Origin of the sequence: Enterobacter sp. TCD1-1 (genome assembly GCF_020567405.1) — a bacterium.
Lineage (GTDB): Bacteria > Pseudomonadota > Gammaproteobacteria > Enterobacterales > Enterobacteriaceae > Enterobacter > Enterobacter quasiroggenkampii.
The window spans coordinates 1,289,935-1,305,731 of sequence record NZ_JAJCXF010000001.1; the positions used below are offsets into that span (position 1 = coordinate 1,289,935).

A 15,797-nucleotide genomic window follows, 5' to 3' on the forward strand; every position below is an offset into this window, starting at 1 on the left:
ACAGCCGGACCAGGGCATGGCTGCAAGTAATTGCTTCACTTTAAAAAAACTTAATCGCTTTCGGTAAAAATTTTCTGGGGAGCCCTCAGTCCGAAAGATGCGATCTCATGTCCTGTCGGTGCGGGTTTTACTACCCGAGTAAATAAAGACAAGCGCAATCCCCAGGCAGACTACCGCCCCCAGACGACTCGTTGAAAAGGGAATGGCGGGATTACCCAGCCAGCCAAAGTGATCAATCAACATGCTCATGGCGAGCTGGCCAAAGATGACCGCCACCGTGGCGACGGCGGTGCCGATGCGCTGCACCGCCACGACCATAATCACAATATAAGGCACGCCAAACATTGCCCCGAGAAGCTGCCATTTCGGCACGTCCAGCAGGCTGACGGCCTGCTTAGGCTCAAAGAAGAAAATCAGCAGGGCGGTCACCAGCGCGCCGACGGAGAAGGTCAGAAACGCACTTTTAAATACCCCCACGCTGCTGCCGAGCTGGCCGTTAATGGCGGCCTGAATGCTTAGCGTTGCGCCGCCGCAGACGGCCAGAAGAATCATAATCAGTGTCATACGTTACCCCTGCGCGACCAGAACCAGTGCCGCAATAATGAACCCCAGTGCGATAATGCGCTTTGCGTTTATCTTCCTGTGCGGCGAACCCAGCAGACCATAATGATCAATGATCAGGCTTTTAAAGACCTGGCCGGCCAGAATGCCAATCATGGTCATGGCGATGCCGATGGTGGGTGTCGCCACGGTTAGGATGACCACGTATACCGGACCGAGCACGCCGCCGAGCAGCTGCCAGCCGGGCTGTGCGAAAAACGACGGGCTGTTGCGCGGGCTGAAAAACAGCATCAGCAGAAACGTTAGCGCGGCGCCGACGCCAAAAATGCTGAACGTCGCCCATAAATCCCCGACCTTTCCCCCCAGCGGTCCCAGCAGGCCCGCCTCGACGGATAGGCCCATCCCGCCAGCAATAACCAGTAAAATCAAAACAAACTGCATTCTTCTTCCTCCGTTTTCAGGCGAAGAAGATTACGTGGGTTGTCCAATGAGAAAAATGCCATAATGCAGTAAACACCTTTGCGAGATATGCATTAATGGTTGACGCCAGCAACATCAACATCCGCGCGCTGCTGATCTTTATCGACGTGTATGAAGCGCAGAACTTCTCCGTCGTGGCGCGGCGGCAGGGGATATCGGCCTCGCAGATATCGCGCGTGATCCACCAGCTTGAGGATGCGCTCGGGCAGCAGCTTTTCTATCGCAATACGCGGGCCGTCATTCCCACGGAAAGCGGTCATCTGTTTATTCGCTACGCCCGGTCAATGGCGGAAAACCTGGAAGAGGCGCGCCGGGAGCTGGACGCGCGTGCGATGGAACCGTCCGGTGCGATCCGCATTAACGGACCGGTGTTTTTCGGCCAGAAGCACATAGCCCCAGGACTTCCCGGCCTGTCGGAACGCTATCCTCGCCTGAGCGTAGAGCTGACGCTGACCGATGATTTCATTGACCCCCACCGGGATGCGGCAGACCTTATCTTCCGCATTGGCGTGCTGACGGACTCCTCGTTTCGGGCGCGGGTGTTCGGGCAGCAGGTGTATCATCTGGCCGCGTCGCCAGATTACGTGCGTAGACACGGTGCGCCTGAAGGGCCGGACGATCTGAATCGCCATCACTGTCTTGTCTATCGCGGATCGTCAGGGCCTAACCGCTGGCTGTTGCGCAGAGCGGGCGAGGCGTGGATACACTATCCCGTGACGCCATTGATGACCTCGAATAATGCGGAAGCGCTGCTGGCTGCGGCGCGGGGTGGGATGGGGATCGTGCTGTTTCCGGACTGGCTGGTGAGCGAGCCGCTCCAGCGCGGTGAGCTGATTCCGCTCCTGCCCACGCTGGAGTGTGCCATCAATACGGAACAGCAGGCGATCGCGGCGATCTACCCCGATGCCCGACATCCGCCCCTGAACGTCAGGGCGGTAATTGATTATTACGTCGAGCGTTTTGGCACGCCGCTTTACTGGCAAAGGTAAGGGGATTACGCGCCAAGCTCTTTGCGGATAATCTCTGCGCCAGCGCTGAGTGCTCTCAGCTTGCCGTTAGCCACCTGACGGGAGAGGGGAGCCATGCCGCAGTTGGTCGACGGATACAGCTTGTCGACGTCAACAAACTGCAGCGCTTTACGCAGCGTATCGGCCACTTCCTCCGGCGTTTCAACTGTGTTGGTTGCTACGTCAATCGCGCCAACCATCACTTTCTTGCCGCGGATCAGCTCAAGCAGATCCATCGGCACGCGGGAGTTGTGGCACTCCAGGGAGATGATGTCGATGTTAGAGGTCTGCAGCTTAGGGAAGGCCTCTTCGTACTGGCGCCACTCGGATCCGAGCGTCTTTTTCCAGTCAGTATTGGCCTTGATGCCGTAGCCGTAGCAGATATGGACCGCGGTCTCGCACTTCAGCCCTTCAATGGCGCGCTCCAGCGCGGCGATGCCCCAGTCGTTGACCTCATCAAAAAAGACGTTAAACGCCGGTTCATCGAACTGGATAATATCCACGCCTGCGGCCTCTAGCTCTCGCGCTTCCTGATTGAGGATTTTGGCGAATTCCCAGGCCAGCTTTTCGCGGCTTTTATAGTGCGCGTCGTACAGGGTGTCGATCATAGTCATTGGCCCCGGCAGAGCCCATTTGATCGGCTTGTCCGTGAGCTGGCGCAGGTACTTTGCATCGTCGACGAAGACCGGTTTCTGGCGCGCGACGGCGGAGACCACGGTTGGCACGCTCGCGTCATAGCGGTTACGAATGCGCACCGTCTGGCGGTTCTCAAAATCGACGCCGCTCAGGTGTTCAATAAAGGTGGTGACGAAATGCTGGCGGGTCTGTTCCCCGTCGCTGACGATATCGATTCCCGCCCGGATCTGCTCATCCAGAGACAGGCGCAGCGCATCCTGCTTGCCCGCCAGCAGTTCCTGATCCTGCAATTTCCAGGGTGACCATAGCGTTTCAGGTTGCGCAAGCCAGGTCGGCTTTGGCAGGCTGCCAGCCGTTGAAGTCGGGAGCAATGTTTTCATAATAAAAGACCTTTTTTGATGTATTAAAGCGTGTAGTTATCAGACCACTGCTCAAGAATGTGTTTGTAAGGCTTAATGAAGTACTCTTCGGTAAATCGACCCTGTTCAATCGCCAGACGGCTTCGCTCTTCCCGGTCATACACAATTTTGGTTAATGAGTGATCCTGCTGGTTCAGATCCGGTCGGTAGCACAGTCCGGCCGCCGAGTTGGCGTTATAAATTTCCGGGCGATAGATCTTCTGGAACGTCTCCATCGTGCTGATGGTGGCGATCAGTTCAAGATCGGTGTAGTCGCTCAGTAAATCCCCGGTAAAGAAGAACGCGAACGGCGCCACGCTGTGTTCCGGCATGAAGTAGCGCACGCTCAGGCCCATCTTCGCGAAGTACTGTTCCGTGAGCGATTCGCCATCCGGCTGATACTCAACGCCCAGTACGGGGTGCTGGTTACCGGTGCGGCGATAGGTGTCTTTGCTGGAGACGCTCAGGCAAATCACCGGTCCTTTTGTGAAGTTCTCTTTGTATTCCGGTGAACTCACAAAATGGCGGAAGATATTGCCGTGCAGCTCGCCAAACTTTTCCGGAATGCTGAAGTGCTGCTGGTTCTTGTTGTGATCCAGCAGCAGCACGCTGAAATCATAATCCCGCACGTAAGACGAGAAGTTATTCCCGACGATGCCAGGGATACGCTGGTTGTTTTTCTTGTCGACAATGGTGGTTTGCAGTATCTCAATAGCCGGGAACGGCTTTTCCGCGCCAATATTCAAATCGACAGAGATGATTTCAAGCTCAACCGCATAGCGATCGGCGTTTGGGTTATCCCAGCGTGCTAAAGCGTTAAAGCGGTTGTTGATCATCACCAGCGTATTGCGCAGGTTCTCCTGACGCTTTTCCCCGCGCGCCAGGTTGGCGAAGTTGGTGGTCGTACGCGTATTTTCTGACGGGTTGTAATTCTCATCGAAGCAACTGCGCTTAAGGGTATATGTGAAAGCTTTGCTCATTGTGGTTATGCATCCTAAGTTCATGTTGCTAAGAAGTTACCAATGCATAATTTATGCCTGAGCCCGTGGCGCAGGGGAAGTGACTTAATTTCAATGCAACATGAGGGAAGTTCATGAACGGACTGCGATGGTTATCTGCTTCGTGATTGTTAGGGCGGCGCTGGGAAGAAATAGGCTGGTTGCAATTACAACCAGCAATGGATGTTGCGGATTTCAGTTCAATGTATCAATCAGCGCGGACAACAATTCGCTGAAGTTAACATGTGATTCAATGGCAAATTCGGTCGATGCCTTATCACGGATCTCGAAACAGTCATCTTTGAAGTTGTAGGCAAACACGGACATAGCATCTTCACCAATAAGTACCTTGTCAGTAAGGTTTGGATCAACATAGATGTCGTTGTCACGTATTTCAACGTTTCGAATGTAGATATTCGACCATACGGGTTCACCGTTTTTCGCCTGCGCCAGGCTGTACAGCGTCAAACCGTTATACTCAAGTCCATCCATGATTTCGAACATACCAGAGTAGTCCAGCCGGTTAACCATCAGGCGTTGGATATCCTCGTAAATTGTTCTCCTCTGAGCATCCCATTCAGCAGGGGCGGCGTTGCGCATCAAATCTGCTATTACGTATGGATCTACTGGGTTGGCTACGGGGAAATTATTGTCAACCAGCAATGTTTTAAGGATATTTGGGGTGTAATAACTCTTCAACTGAGCGGGAAGCAAAGCAGGCATTGCTATTGTTCTTCCTTCTTCGTCGCAAAACTCGACAAGATAGGCCAGCGTCGGGGTATTGAACACCATAACAATCGTACCAATAGTCCCTTTTACCAGCCCTTCATTCGGTAAATCCTCTCCTAAAACCACAACGTCTAATTCGGCTCTTTTCATTTGTATTTTCTCATTTAACGAATAGGGTTGTCAGGCGAGGAACTAACGCGTCTGTTTCATACATCCAGCCAGTACGCACGATCGCTGTTTCACCGTTGACGCCTAAAATGGGCATTTCGACAGCCATTGTTTGACCGTAACTATTTGCCTGCAAAACTTTTGCTGGGGCCAATAATACGCCGTCCTGAATTCTTGCGGCTAAAACATCTGCATTAGTTGGGTTGTATCCCAGCGCTGACTCAAACACTCGGGCTTTGTGTCCTCCAGTAGGATGTGTTGAATCTAAAGCATAAGCCGCGAGTTTTTTCGGGTCGACAACCGCGTGTTCAGCATTCACTAGTGTGCCGCTCTGAGAGGTGAAACCTTTTACATATGGGCTCTCAAGTGCTGGTATTTTACTGAACCCCGATATTTCATCTATTTCGCTTAAAGGATTTAACCTGCCCATTGTTAATCCTGCTGCAACGGAGGCGCTCGCAATGATTAACCCTTTGTTGTTCATGACTTGCTCATAACCTGCTGGAGCATCTCCGCCAAGCTGCAGCGCGGTTTCATGAAACCCTGTAATATTGCCGTTATAAATACCACCCGCGGCGAGCAGACGACCAACAACTTTATTGTTCAGCGTTTTCTCCGACGGTGCAGTGGTTGGCGCGTAATAATCATAATGCATCCGTTGAGTAGGAGCGGGCTTCCTGCCTTGCCGATCGGCAATAACGTGCCGGTAGGCACTCAGGATTTCGTCCTTATACCATGCATGCCACGATGAGGAAGTAGGGGTAAAAATTAGCTCGCCGTTATTGTCGATATAAAACGGGTTCCGGTCGCTGCTCCAGCGCCTGGAGGTATCCACACCAACAAGCCAACCAATTTTCAGCTCGTGCTTTACTTCGTCATAAATGGGATCTGCGTCGCTGCGATACCTGCGTTCATACGGTCTTTGATGTGGGGATACGCTATATTTTTTCTTGGGGAGACCAAAAGTAAGACTGTGACCGTTCGCTCCATAAGAGAGATCGTAATAAATACATGCCTCTCTCAGCGAGCCCGCAGGCGTCAGAATATATTGAAAATCTTCAGGGTCTAATCGCCGTGTTAATTCATGTGACCTGTAGAGTCGAAACATATGAAATCCTTATCCTTTATTTTTGTGGGGATTCTCCGCCTCGACAGTTTAAAAATCAACCGAGAACACAGTGAATATTTAACAATTCAGTGCTGATCATGAATAGAAGCCAGACAAAAAATGTAAATTACAGTCTCCTGAAATGCGCTATGAATATACCAACGCCTGTAGTGGGTACAGATATAAACCACACATCATATTTATGAACGGCTCATTTTTTAAGAAAATGACCTGGTAATTTTTAACCACTATTCACGCATTACCATTCGTAGAAGCTGCATGAGGAATGAACCAGACTCCGGCAGCAAATCGCCATGCCTACTTCTCTGGCACACGCTCCGCAATTCCCGCTATAATCCCCAAAATTTCCAACCGGTTTAGAAACAATCATGACAAAACTCACCTTACAAGAGCAGATGCTGAAAGCGGGCCTCGTCAGCAGCAAGAAAGCGGCGAAAGTGCAGCGTACGGCAAAAAAATCACGCGTTCAGGCGCGTGAGGCTCGGGAAGCGGTAGAAGAGAACAAGAAGGCGCAGATCGAGCGTGATAAGCTGCTGAGCGAGCAGCAGAAGCAGGCCGTACTGGCGAAAGAGTTTAAGGCGCAGGTGAAGCAGCTGATTGAGATGAACCGCATCACCGTGGCGAAAGGCAACATCACCTTTAACTTTACCGACGGTACGCTGATTAAAAAGATTGAAGTCGATAAGCAAACGCAGACCCAGCTGATCAACGGCCGTCTGGCGATTGCGCGTCTGGTGATTAACGCCAGCGGCGACTGCGAATACGCGATTATCCCGGCGGTAGTGGCCGATAAAATTGCCCAGCGCGATGCCGACAGCATCGTGTTAAATAGCGCGCTCAGCCAGGAAGAGCAGGACGAAGACGATCCGTACGCGGACTTCAAAATCCCTGACGATTTGATGTGGTAAACCGCGTTCAGAACGGGGCGGCGTGACGGGCGTTAACCGGCTCGCCGCTCACGGGATGAATAAAATTCAGCTCGCAGGCATGCAGCATCAGCCGGGGCGTTTCCTCAGCACCCGGCACGTCAAGACCGCCATACAGATCGCACCCCAGAATCGGGTGTCCCAGCTGCTGGCAGTGAATACGCAGCTGATGGGTTCGCCCGGTCTCTGGGATCAGTTTCACCCGCGTTAACGGTAATCCCGCCCTCTGATAAAACCGTTCCACAACCTGGTAGCGGGAGCGGGCGGGTTTACCGGTGATGGCGCAGATCGACATCAGCGGGAACAGCGCCGGGTCTTTGGCAATCGGCGCATCAATGACCCCTTCATCATTTTCCACGTGGCCGCAAAGCAAGGCGCAGTAGACTTTCTCCACGTTGCGCTGGCTAAACTGCTGGCACAGTGCCGCGTTGATGGCCTTATTGCGCGCAACCACCATCAACCCGGACGTGCCAAAATCCAGACGGTGCACCAGCGTGCAGCCCGGGAACGTCTGAACCAGACGATAATGGACGGAATCAAGGTTTTGCGGATTTTTGCCCGAGAGGCTGAGCAGGCCGGAAGGCTTATCGATCAGCAGCAGATGTTCATCCTGCCAGAGGATCCGAATGTCATCGTGACACGGTGGAGCAATAAAAGAATCAATGATCGCAGACATCAGGCCGCCCGGCTGGAGAGTGGGAGCGGATGATAGCGAAATGCGGGGAAAAGAAAAACCCTCCCACCGGGCGGTGAGAGGGTGAAGTCTTACGCTGCAACCAGGCTGTCGATGGCGGCTTTCGCGTCGGTCTGCGCTTTGGTCGCCACTTCAGGACCGTAAGCGATACCTTCCGCGAACACGAAGTTCACGTCAGTGATGCCGATGAAGCCCAGGAACAGGCTCAGGTACGGTGCAACCAGGTCGGTTGGGGTGTCTTTATGGATACCGCCACGGCTGGTCAGTACGATCGCACGCTTGCCTTTCACCAGACCTTCCGGGCCGTTCTCGGTGTAACGGAAGGTTACGCCAGCGCGCGCCACCAGGTCGAAGTAGTTCTTCAGCTGGGTTGGGATGTTGAAGTTGTACATTGGGGCGTTGATGACGATAACGTCATGTGCCTGCAGCTCAGCAATCAGCTCGTCGGACAGGGCCAGGGCTTCCTGCTGGCGTGGGGACAGCGGTGCATCGCTTGGGCGCAGCGCGCCAACCAGCTCGCCATCCAGCACAGGAATTGGGTTTGCAGCCAGGTCACGCACGGTGATTTCGTCAGCAGAATGCTGTTCACGCCACTGTTCAACGAAGTAATCAGACAGCTGACCAGACTGAGAGTACCCTGCCAGAATGCTGGATTTCAAAACTAATACTTTGCTCATGGGTGATTCCTGTTGTTGCATTTGATTGAAGGGGGGTGCCCCGTTGCTTGTTGACACTCTATTCACAATCCTGCCACAGAGATAGCGCAATATATCGAAGCCTATGTTCGAATTTTTTGAATAAGGCGCGAAAGGCGTCAGTGTGGTACTCTATAGCAATCATTAAAAAGAGAGTTTATCAGGGCGTGTACTGCCCTTTAACGCTATGACAGAACAACAAAAATTCACCTTCCCGATGCTCCTGCAACAGCTCGATTCTCTGACGCTGCGCGACAAACAGCGCTTCGCCCGCCGTTTGCACGGCGTCAAGAAGGTTAAAAATCCTGATGCACAACAGGCCATTTACCAGGAGATGGCGAAAGAGATTGAACAGGCAGCAGGGAAGGTTGTGCTGCGCGAAGCTGCGCGCCCGGCGATTACCTACCCGGAAAACCTGCCCGTCAGCCAGAAGAAACAGGACATTCTTGAGGCCGTCCGCGACCACCAGGTGGTGATTGTCGCGGGTGAAACCGGTTCGGGGAAAACCACCCAACTGCCGAAAATCTGTATGGAGCTGGGACGCGGGATCAAAGGCCTGATTGGCCACACCCAGCCGCGTCGTCTGGCGGCGCGCACCGTTGCCAACCGTATTGCCGAAGAGCTGCAGACGGAGCCGGGCGGCTGCATCGGCTACAAGGTCCGTTTCAGCGATCACGTTAGCGACAACACCATGGTCAAACTGATGACCGACGGTATTCTGCTGGCGGAAATCCAGCAGGATCGCCTGCTGATGCAGTATGACACCATCATCATTGACGAAGCGCACGAGCGCAGCCTGAACATCGACTTCCTGCTCGGCTACCTGAAAGAACTGCTGCCGCGTCGCCCGGATCTGAAAGTGATCATCACCTCCGCGACCATTGATCCGGAGCGCTTCTCGAAGCACTTCAACAATGCGCCGATTATCGAGGTGTCAGGTCGCACGTATCCCGTGGAAGTGCGCTATCGCCCGATTGTGGAAGAGGCGGATGATACCGAGCGCGACCAGCTGCAGGCCATCTTCGATGCCGTTGACGAGCTGGGTAACGAAAGCGCGGGCGACATTCTGATCTTCATGAGCGGCGAACGCGAAATCCGCGATACCGCCGATGCGCTCAGTAAGCGCGACCTGCGCCACACCGAGATCCTGCCGCTGTACGCCCGCCTGTCCAATAGCGAACAGAACCGCGTCTTCCAGCCGCACAGCGGACGCCGCATCGTCCTGGCGACCAACGTGGCGGAAACCTCGCTCACCGTGCCGGGCATTAAATATGTGATCGATCCGGGTACGGCGCGCATCAGCCGCTACAGCTACCGTACCAAGGTTCAGCGGCTGCCGATTGAGCCCGTTTCGCAGGCGTCTGCTAACCAGCGTAAGGGCCGCTGTGGCCGCGTGTCGGAAGGGATCTGTATTCGTCTCTATTCCGAAGACGATTTCCTGTCGCGTCCGGAATTTACCGACCCGGAAATTCTGCGCACCAACCTGGCGTCCGTTATCCTGCAGATGACCGCCCTGGGGCTGGGCGACATCGCGGCGTTTCCGTTCGTCGAAGCGCCGGATAAACGCAACATCCAGGACGGCGTGCGTCTGCTGGAAGAGCTCGGGGCGATCACCACCGACGAGCAGGCGACGGTCTACAAACTGACGCCGCTGGGTCGCCAGCTCAGCCAGCTGCCGGTCGACCCGCGTTTGGCACGCATGGTGCTGGAAGCGCAAAAGCACGGCTGCGTGCGCGAGGCGATGATCATTACCTCGGCGCTCTCCATTCAGGATCCGCGCGAGCGTCCGATGGACAAACAGCAGGCGTCAGACGAAAAGCACCGCCGCTTCCACGACAAAGAGTCCGATTTCCTCGCCTTTGTGAACCTGTGGAACTACCTCGGCGAGCAGCAGAAGGCGCTCTCCTCGAATCAGTTTCGCCGCCAGTGCCGCGTAGATTTCCTCAACTACCTGCGCGTGCGCGAGTGGCAGGATATCTACACCCAGCTGCGCCAGGTGGTGAAAGAGCTGGGTATTCCGGTCAACAGCGAACCAGCGGAGTACCGCGAAATCCATATCGCGCTGCTGACCGGCCTGCTGTCCCACATTGGGATGAAGGATGCCGAGAAGCAGGAGTATACCGGCGCACGTAATGCGCGTTTCTCTATCTTCCCCGGTTCCGGCCTGTTCAAGAAGCCGCCAAAGTGGACCATGGTCGCGGAGCTGGTGGAAACCAGCCGCCTGTGGGGACGCATTGCCGCGCGTATCGATCCAGAATGGGTGGAGCCGGTGGCGCAGCATCTGCTTAAGCGCTCGTACAGTGAACCGCACTGGGAGCGCGCGCAGGGCGCGGTGATGGCGACCGAAAAAGTGACCGTTTATGGCCTGCCGGTCGTCGCCGCGCGTAAGGTCAACTACAGTCAGATCGATCCGGCCCTGTGCCGCGAGCTGTTTATCCGCCACGCGCTGGTGGAGGGCGACTGGCAGACGCGCCACGCCTTCTTCCGTGAAAACCTGAAGCTGCGTGCTGAAGTGGAAGAGCTGGAGCATAAATCGCGCCGCCGCGACATTCTGGTGGATGATGAAGCGCTGTTCGAGTTTTATGACCAGCGCATCAGCCACGACGTCATCTCCGCTCGCCATTTCGACAGCTGGTGGAAGAAGGCCAGCAAAGAGACGCCGGACCTGCTCAACTTTGAAAAGAGCATGCTGATTAAAGAGGGCGCGGAGTCGGTCAGCAAGCTCGACTACCCGAACTTCTGGCATCAGGGCAACCTCAAGCTGCGTCTGACCTATCAGTTTGAGCCGGGGGCAGACGCGGACGGCGTGACCGTCCACATTCCGCTGCCGCTGTTAAACCAGGTTGACGAGAGCGGGTTCGAGTGGCAAATCCCCGGCCTGCGTCGCGAGCTGGTGATTGCGCTGATCAAATCCCTGCCGAAACCGGTTCGCCGCAACTTTGTGCCTGCGCCAAACTACGCGGAAGCGTTTTTAGGCCGCGTCACACCGCTGGAGCTGCCGCTGCTGGACGCGCTGGAGCGTGAGTTCCGCCGCATGACCGGAACGACCATCGACCGCGACGACTGGAACTGGGATCAGGTGCCCGATCACCTGAAAATCAGCTTCCGCGTGGTGGACGATAAAAATAAAAAGCTGCTGGAAGGGCGTTCCCTGAGCGAGCTGAAAGAGGCGCTGAAAGGCAAAGTCCAGGAGACGCTGTCTGCGGTGGCCGACGACGGCATCGAGCAGAGCGGGCTGCACATCTGGAGCTTTGGCCAGCTTCCGGAAAGCTACGAGCAAAAGCGCGGTAACTATAAGGTGAAAGCCTGGCCTGCGCTGGTGGACGAGCGCGACAGCGTGGCGATCAAACTGTTTGATAACCCGCAGGAACAGCAGCAGATGATGTGGCGCGGGCTGCGTCGCCTGCTGTTGCTCAACATCCCGTCGCCGATCAAGTATCTGCACGAGAAGCTGCCGAACAAGGCCAAGCTGGGGCTCTACTTTAACCCGTACGGCAAAGTGCTGGATCTGATTGACGACTGCATCTCCTGCGGCGTGGACAAACTGATCCACGAGGCGGGCGGCCCGGTCTGGACGGAAGAGGGCTTTGCTCAGCTTCACGAGAAGGTGCGTGCGGAGCTGAACGACACCGTGGTGGAGATTGCCAAACAGGTCGAGCAGATCCTCACCACCGTGTTCAATATCAACAAGCGTCTGAAAGGGCGCGTGGATATGACCATGGCGCTGGGGCTGTCTGACGTGAAGGCGCAGATGGCGGGGCTGGTTTACCGCGGCTTTGTTACCGGCAACGGCTTCAATCGTCTTGGCGATACGCTGCGCTATCTGCAGGCGATTGAAAAACGGCTGGAGAAAATGGCTATCGACCCGCACCGCGACCGTGCGCAGATGCTGAAAGTGGAGAGCGTGCAGCAGGCGTGGCAGCAATGGCTGAACAAGCTGCCGCCAGCGCGCCGCGACGATGAAGACGTGCAGGCGATCCGCTGGATGATCGAGGAGCTGCGCGTCAGCTTCTTTGCCCAGCAGCTCGGTACGCCGTATCCGATTTCGGATAAGCGTATTCTGCAGGCGATGGAGCAGATTTCCGGTTAAACCCTTGCCCGGTGGCGCTGCGCTTACCGGGTCTACGGGAGAACGGGTAGGCCGGGTAAGGCGTAGCCGCCACCCGGCTGGTTATCGTTCTACAATCGCCAGCGTAAACCCATCCCAACCCTTAATCCCCACCGTTTGCAACGCGGTGGCGGTTAAGCGCGGGTTATCCCCCATCATCTCAATAAAACGCCGCACGCCCAGCACGCGCGCATCGTCGCTTTCCCCGTTGATTACCTCGCCGTCACGCACCACGTTATCGCCGATAATTACCGTGCCGGGGCGGGAGTAGTGCAGCGCCCATTCCAGATAGCCGGGATTGTTTGGCTTATCGGCATCAATAAAGATCAGGTCGAACGGCGGAACCTCACCGAAATTCTCCAGCGAGCTCAGGGCCGGGCCTTCAATTAATTCAATACGTTCGTCTAGCCCCGCGAGGTGAATATTCTGGCGGGCAACCCCGGCATGCGTTGGATCGGCCTCAAGCGTAATCAGCTTACCGTCCGGCGGCAGCGCACGCGCCATCCAGATTGAGCTGTAGGCACCCAGCGTCCCAATCTCAAGAATGCGTCTTGCCTGCGTCATGCGCACGAACAGTGCCAGCAGCTGCCCCTGATTGGCGGCGACATCGTGTTCGGGTAGCCCGGCGCGCTTGTTGTTTTCCAGAACCTGGCTCAGTACGTCATCGTCAGGAATAAGCGAAGAAATCATGTAATTATCTACTGCAGACCACTGTTGTTGCATAGATTGACTCCTTGGGAGGGATTGCCGGGTGGCGGCTACGCCTTACCCGGCCTACGGGGTGAAATGTTTCAGGCACTGACCCAGCCGCCGCCCAGCGCTTTATACAAATCAATCTGCGCCAGCAGCAGGTTATTTTTCACCTGCACGACGCTGGTCTGGACCGAGAACAGCGTGCGCTGCGCGTCCAGCACGTCAAGATAGGAGGAATAACCGTTGCGATAGCGATTCTGCGCAATGCGCAGCGTCTCCTGCGCCACATCCTGCTGGGCAAGCAGCTCCGTCAGCTGTTCCTGATAGCGACTTATCGCATCAAGGCTGTTGTTCACTTCGGCAAACGCGTTACGCACGGTTTTTTCATAGGCGTACAACGCCTGGTTACGCTGGGACTGGGAAATGTCCACCTGCGCATTCAGCGCCTGGCGGTTCAGCAGCGGGGCGAGAATACTGCCCCCGACGCTCCAGAGCTGAAGCGGGTTGTCCAGCAGGCCGGATAGGGTGCGATCCTGAAACGATCCGCTGGCGGTCAGGTTGATCGACGGCAGCAGGCTGGCGCGCGACGCCGCGAGCGAGGCATCCGCCGCCACCAGCTGGCGTTCGGCCTGGACGATATCCGGGCGGCGGTTCAGGAGCGCAGAAGGCAGCTGCGACGGCAGCGTCAGCGGCGTCAGTGCCGCGAAGCTTGCGCTGCGCGCCACGTCGCCGGGGTTGCTTCCCAGCAGCAGGCTCAGGGCATTCTCCTGCTGTGCAATCTGGTGCTGCAGCACGGGCACCTGCGCCCGTGTTGAGCGAAGCTCGGAATCCGACTGCATCAGCTCCAGGCGCGAGCTGTAGCCCGTCTCAAACTGACGCTTCGCAAGATTAAACGCCTCTTCGCGCGATTTCAGCGTGGATTCGGTCACGCGCAGCTGTTCGTCAAGCGAGAGCAGGGTGACGTAGCCGGATGCAACGGACGAGGCAACGGTCAAATCCGCGGCCGCGGCGGCGGCTTTTTGCGCTGCCAGCGAGGCTTCGGCAGCGCGCGAGGTGCTGCGGTTGACGCCCCAGATATCCACGTCATAGCTCGCCGTCAGGCTCCCTCTGTACAGCGTGCCGTAAACCGGCAGCCCGGTCGCGGCGGATTGTGAACGGGCGCGCGTCCCGGTTACGCCTGCATCAAGCGAGGGAAACAGGCTACCGTCGGCCGCATAGACCCGCGCCTGATACTCGTTAATTCGTTCGCGGGCGATCAGCACGTCGCTGTTATGCTGTAGCGCCTGGTCCACATAGCGGTTCAGGTGGTTGTCATGGAAATTACGCCACCAGAGCTGCTCCGTCGGGCTGGCAGGGCCGGAGACGGTGCGCCACTGGGTGGGGATGTGCAGCGTCGGCTGCGCTGGCTTGACGTCAACGGACTGGCATCCGGCCAGCATGACCGCCGCCACCAGCACGGCTATCGGGCGAAGGATCATTACTTCGCCTCCCGCGTATCAATGGTCACCTGTACCGACATACCCGGACGCAGCAGCGCGGAGTCTTCTGGCTTACCGAGCACCTCAATGCGCACCGGAATACGCTGGGCTATTTTGACAAAGTTGCCTGTGGCGTTGTCCGGCGTGATGGCGCTGAACTCCACGCCGGTTGCCGGGGAGATGCTCTCCACGCGTCCCTGATACGCTTTGTTGTTCAGGGCATCAACGGTGAATTTCACCGGCTGACCGACGCGCAGCTCCGCGAGCTGGGTTTCTTTAATGTTGGCGATGACCCAGTGCTGCGGCGGCACCAGGGTGGTGAGGTGCGTCCCGGCGGTCACGTAGGCCCCGAGACGCACGGCGATCTGGCCGAGCTGACCGTCACGCGGCGCCACAATGCGGGTGTTTTGCAGGTCAATCTGCGCCAGCTCCAGCGCCGCTTTGGCGTTTTCGACATCCGCCTCCAGCGCACCGCGGTTCACAATCACCGTCTGCAGATCCTGACGCGACATCTCAAGGGCAGCTTTCGCCTGGTCGATGTCGGCGCTACCCTGAGCGGCACTGGCCAGCGCCGCGTCGCGCTCGCGAATGGAAAGCGAGCCGTCAGACGTCAGCTCTTTCACCCGCTTTAAATCCGCCTGGCTTTTCAGGCTCTGCGCGCGGGCATTTTTCAGCGCCGCGTCATTTTTTGCGATCGTTGCTTCGGCGCTTTTACGCTGCTGCAGGTTGTTATTCAGGGCGGCAATTTTCATCGCCAGCTGCGCCTCGGCCTGGTGCACGCGCTGACGGTAGATACGGTCATCAATCTGCAGCAGCAGGTCACCTTTTTTGACCTGCACAAAGTCCTGAACCTTCACCTCGGTGATATAGCCGTTCACCTGCGGGCTGATAAACGTCGTCTGGCCGCGCACGTAGGCGTTATCGGTAAACTGCGCGTGACGGGTGAACGGCGGCAGTTGCCACGCATAAAGGATCACCAGTACGCCGACGATACCGATGGCTGCGGCGGTGAAAACGGAAACAATGCGCACATTTTTGCGGGTGTTGGCCTGCTCTTTGGCGGCATCCTGCTGACTCATAAACTCTCCAGAACTCTT

At 56.3% G+C, this 15,797-nt stretch carries 14 protein-coding genes; 3 read left to right on the plus strand and 11 right to left on the minus strand.

Features of this window, described 5'->3' with window-relative positions:
• Positions 1-105: 105 nt before the first annotated feature.
• Complete coding sequence (locus tag LJA86_RS06310) at positions 106-564, minus strand: DMT family transporter (protein ID WP_229225826.1); 459 nt, start codon at positions 562-564, stop codon at positions 106-108.
• Between the two features lie 3 nt (positions 565-567).
• Complete coding sequence (locus tag LJA86_RS06315) at positions 568-1,002, minus strand: DMT family transporter (protein ID WP_045910475.1); 435 nt, start codon at positions 1,000-1,002, stop codon at positions 568-570.
• A gap of 95 nt (positions 1,003-1,097) precedes the next feature.
• Between LJA86_RS06315 and LJA86_RS06320 the strand changes: the two genes are divergently transcribed.
• Positions 1,098-2,030: a LysR family transcriptional regulator gene (locus LJA86_RS06320; protein WP_045910476.1), complete on the plus strand. Its 933-nt coding sequence runs from the start codon at positions 1,098-1,100 to the stop codon at positions 2,028-2,030.
• A gap of 5 nt (positions 2,031-2,035) precedes the next feature.
• Here LJA86_RS06320 and LJA86_RS06325 read toward each other — a convergent pair whose 3' ends face one another.
• The 4 genes from LJA86_RS06325 to LJA86_RS06340 all read right to left on the minus strand — a co-directional run bounded on the left by LJA86_RS06325 (position 2,036) and on the right by LJA86_RS06340 (position 6,085).
• Positions 2,036-3,064, minus strand: a complete 1,029-nt coding sequence (locus LJA86_RS06325; protein ID WP_229225827.1) for a methionine synthase — start codon at positions 3,062-3,064, stop codon at positions 2,036-2,038.
• A 23-nt stretch (positions 3,065-3,087) separates the two neighbouring features.
• Positions 3,088-4,062: a DUF1852 domain-containing protein gene (locus tag LJA86_RS06330; RefSeq protein WP_069598249.1), complete on the minus strand. Its 975-nt coding sequence runs from the start codon at positions 4,060-4,062 to the stop codon at positions 3,088-3,090.
• A gap of 213 nt (positions 4,063-4,275) precedes the next feature.
• Complete coding sequence (locus tag LJA86_RS06335) at positions 4,276-4,959, minus strand: YrhA family protein (protein ID WP_229225828.1); 684 nt, start codon at positions 4,957-4,959, stop codon at positions 4,276-4,278.
• Positions 4,960-4,969: 10 nt separating this feature from the next.
• The gene (locus LJA86_RS06340) at positions 4,970-6,085 is read right to left on the minus strand and encodes a DUF6883 domain-containing protein (protein WP_229225829.1); all 1,116 of its coding nucleotides are present in this window, start codon (positions 6,083-6,085) and stop codon (positions 4,970-4,972) included.
• A 389-nt stretch (positions 6,086-6,474) separates the two neighbouring features.
• On the opposite strand from LJA86_RS06340, the gene LJA86_RS06345 reads away from it, so the two are divergent.
• Positions 6,475-7,014, plus strand: a complete 540-nt coding sequence (locus tag LJA86_RS06345) for a DUF2058 domain-containing protein (protein ID WP_229225830.1) — start codon at positions 6,475-6,477, stop codon at positions 7,012-7,014.
• Positions 7,015-7,021: 7 nt separating this feature from the next.
• Here the strand turns inward: LJA86_RS06345 and LJA86_RS06350 are convergent, their stop codons facing one another.
• On the minus strand, positions 7,022-7,708 hold the full coding sequence (locus LJA86_RS06350; protein ID WP_229225831.1) for an RluA family pseudouridine synthase: 687 nt from the start codon (positions 7,706-7,708) through the stop codon (positions 7,022-7,024).
• Positions 7,709-7,797: 89 nt separating this feature from the next.
• A complete protein-coding gene (azoR, locus tag LJA86_RS06355; protein ID WP_008502313.1) occupies positions 7,798-8,403 on the minus strand; it encodes an FMN-dependent NADH-azoreductase in 606 nt (201 codons plus the stop codon).
• A gap of 205 nt (positions 8,404-8,608) precedes the next feature.
• On the opposite strand from azoR, the gene hrpA reads away from it, so the two are divergent.
• The gene (hrpA, locus tag LJA86_RS06360; RefSeq protein ID WP_048223098.1) at positions 8,609-12,511 is read left to right on the plus strand and encodes an ATP-dependent RNA helicase HrpA; all 3,903 of its coding nucleotides are present in this window, start codon (positions 8,609-8,611) and stop codon (positions 12,509-12,511) included.
• Positions 12,512-12,592: 81 nt separating this feature from the next.
• Here hrpA and LJA86_RS06365 read toward each other — a convergent pair whose 3' ends face one another.
• The 3 genes from LJA86_RS06365 to LJA86_RS06375 all read right to left on the minus strand — a co-directional run bounded on the left by LJA86_RS06365 (position 12,593) and on the right by LJA86_RS06375 (position 15,779).
• Positions 12,593-13,252 (minus strand): O-methyltransferase, encoded by a 660-nt coding sequence (locus tag LJA86_RS06365; protein WP_111966712.1) that lies wholly within the window; start codon positions 13,250-13,252, stop codon positions 12,593-12,595.
• A gap of 68 nt (positions 13,253-13,320) precedes the next feature.
• The gene (locus LJA86_RS06370) at positions 13,321-14,700 is read right to left on the minus strand and encodes an efflux transporter outer membrane subunit (protein WP_229225832.1); all 1,380 of its coding nucleotides are present in this window, start codon (positions 14,698-14,700) and stop codon (positions 13,321-13,323) included.
• A complete protein-coding gene (locus LJA86_RS06375; RefSeq protein ID WP_048223106.1) occupies positions 14,700-15,779 on the minus strand; it encodes an HlyD family secretion protein in 1,080 nt (359 codons plus the stop codon). The genes LJA86_RS06370 and LJA86_RS06375 overlap by 1 nt, the downstream gene beginning before the upstream one ends.
• Positions 15,780-15,797: the final 18 nt, after the last annotated feature.

What these genes read in the sequence shown, in the direction of transcription:
- LJA86_RS06310 (WP_229225826.1), bottom strand. Translation starts at nt 564, where the DNA reads ATGACACTGATTATGATTCTTCTGGCCGTCTGCGGCGGCGCAACGCTA.
- LJA86_RS06315 (WP_045910475.1), bottom strand. Translation starts at nt 1,002, where the DNA reads ATGCAGTTTGTTTTGATTTTACTGGTTATTGCTGGCGGGATGGGCCTA.
- LJA86_RS06320 (WP_045910476.1), top strand. Translation starts at nt 1,098, where the DNA reads ATGGTTGACGCCAGCAACATCAACATCCGCGCGCTGCTGATCTTTATC.
- LJA86_RS06325 (WP_229225827.1), bottom strand. Translation starts at nt 3,064, where the DNA reads ATGAAAACATTGCTCCCGACTTCAACGGCTGGCAGCCTGCCAAAGCCG.
- LJA86_RS06330 (WP_069598249.1), bottom strand. Translation starts at nt 4,062, where the DNA reads ATGAGCAAAGCTTTCACATATACCCTTAAGCGCAGTTGCTTCGATGAG.
- LJA86_RS06335 (WP_229225828.1), bottom strand. Translation starts at nt 4,959, where the DNA reads ATGAAAAGAGCCGAATTAGACGTTGTGGTTTTAGGAGAGGATTTACCG.
- LJA86_RS06340 (WP_229225829.1), bottom strand. Translation starts at nt 6,085, where the DNA reads ATGTTTCGACTCTACAGGTCACATGAATTAACACGGCGATTAGACCCT.
- LJA86_RS06345 (WP_229225830.1), top strand. Translation starts at nt 6,475, where the DNA reads ATGACAAAACTCACCTTACAAGAGCAGATGCTGAAAGCGGGCCTCGTC.
- LJA86_RS06350 (WP_229225831.1), bottom strand. Translation starts at nt 7,708, where the DNA reads ATGTCTGCGATCATTGATTCTTTTATTGCTCCACCGTGTCACGATGAC.
- azoR (WP_008502313.1), bottom strand. Translation starts at nt 8,403, where the DNA reads ATGAGCAAAGTATTAGTTTTGAAATCCAGCATTCTGGCAGGGTACTCT.
- hrpA (WP_048223098.1), top strand. Translation starts at nt 8,609, where the DNA reads ATGACAGAACAACAAAAATTCACCTTCCCGATGCTCCTGCAACAGCTC.
- LJA86_RS06365 (WP_111966712.1), bottom strand. Translation starts at nt 13,252, where the DNA reads ATGCAACAACAGTGGTCTGCAGTAGATAATTACATGATTTCTTCGCTT.
- LJA86_RS06370 (WP_229225832.1), bottom strand. Translation starts at nt 14,700, where the DNA reads ATGATCCTTCGCCCGATAGCCGTGCTGGTGGCGGCGGTCATGCTGGCC.
- LJA86_RS06375 (WP_048223106.1), bottom strand. Translation starts at nt 15,779, where the DNA reads ATGAGTCAGCAGGATGCCGCCAAAGAGCAGGCCAACACCCGCAAAAAT.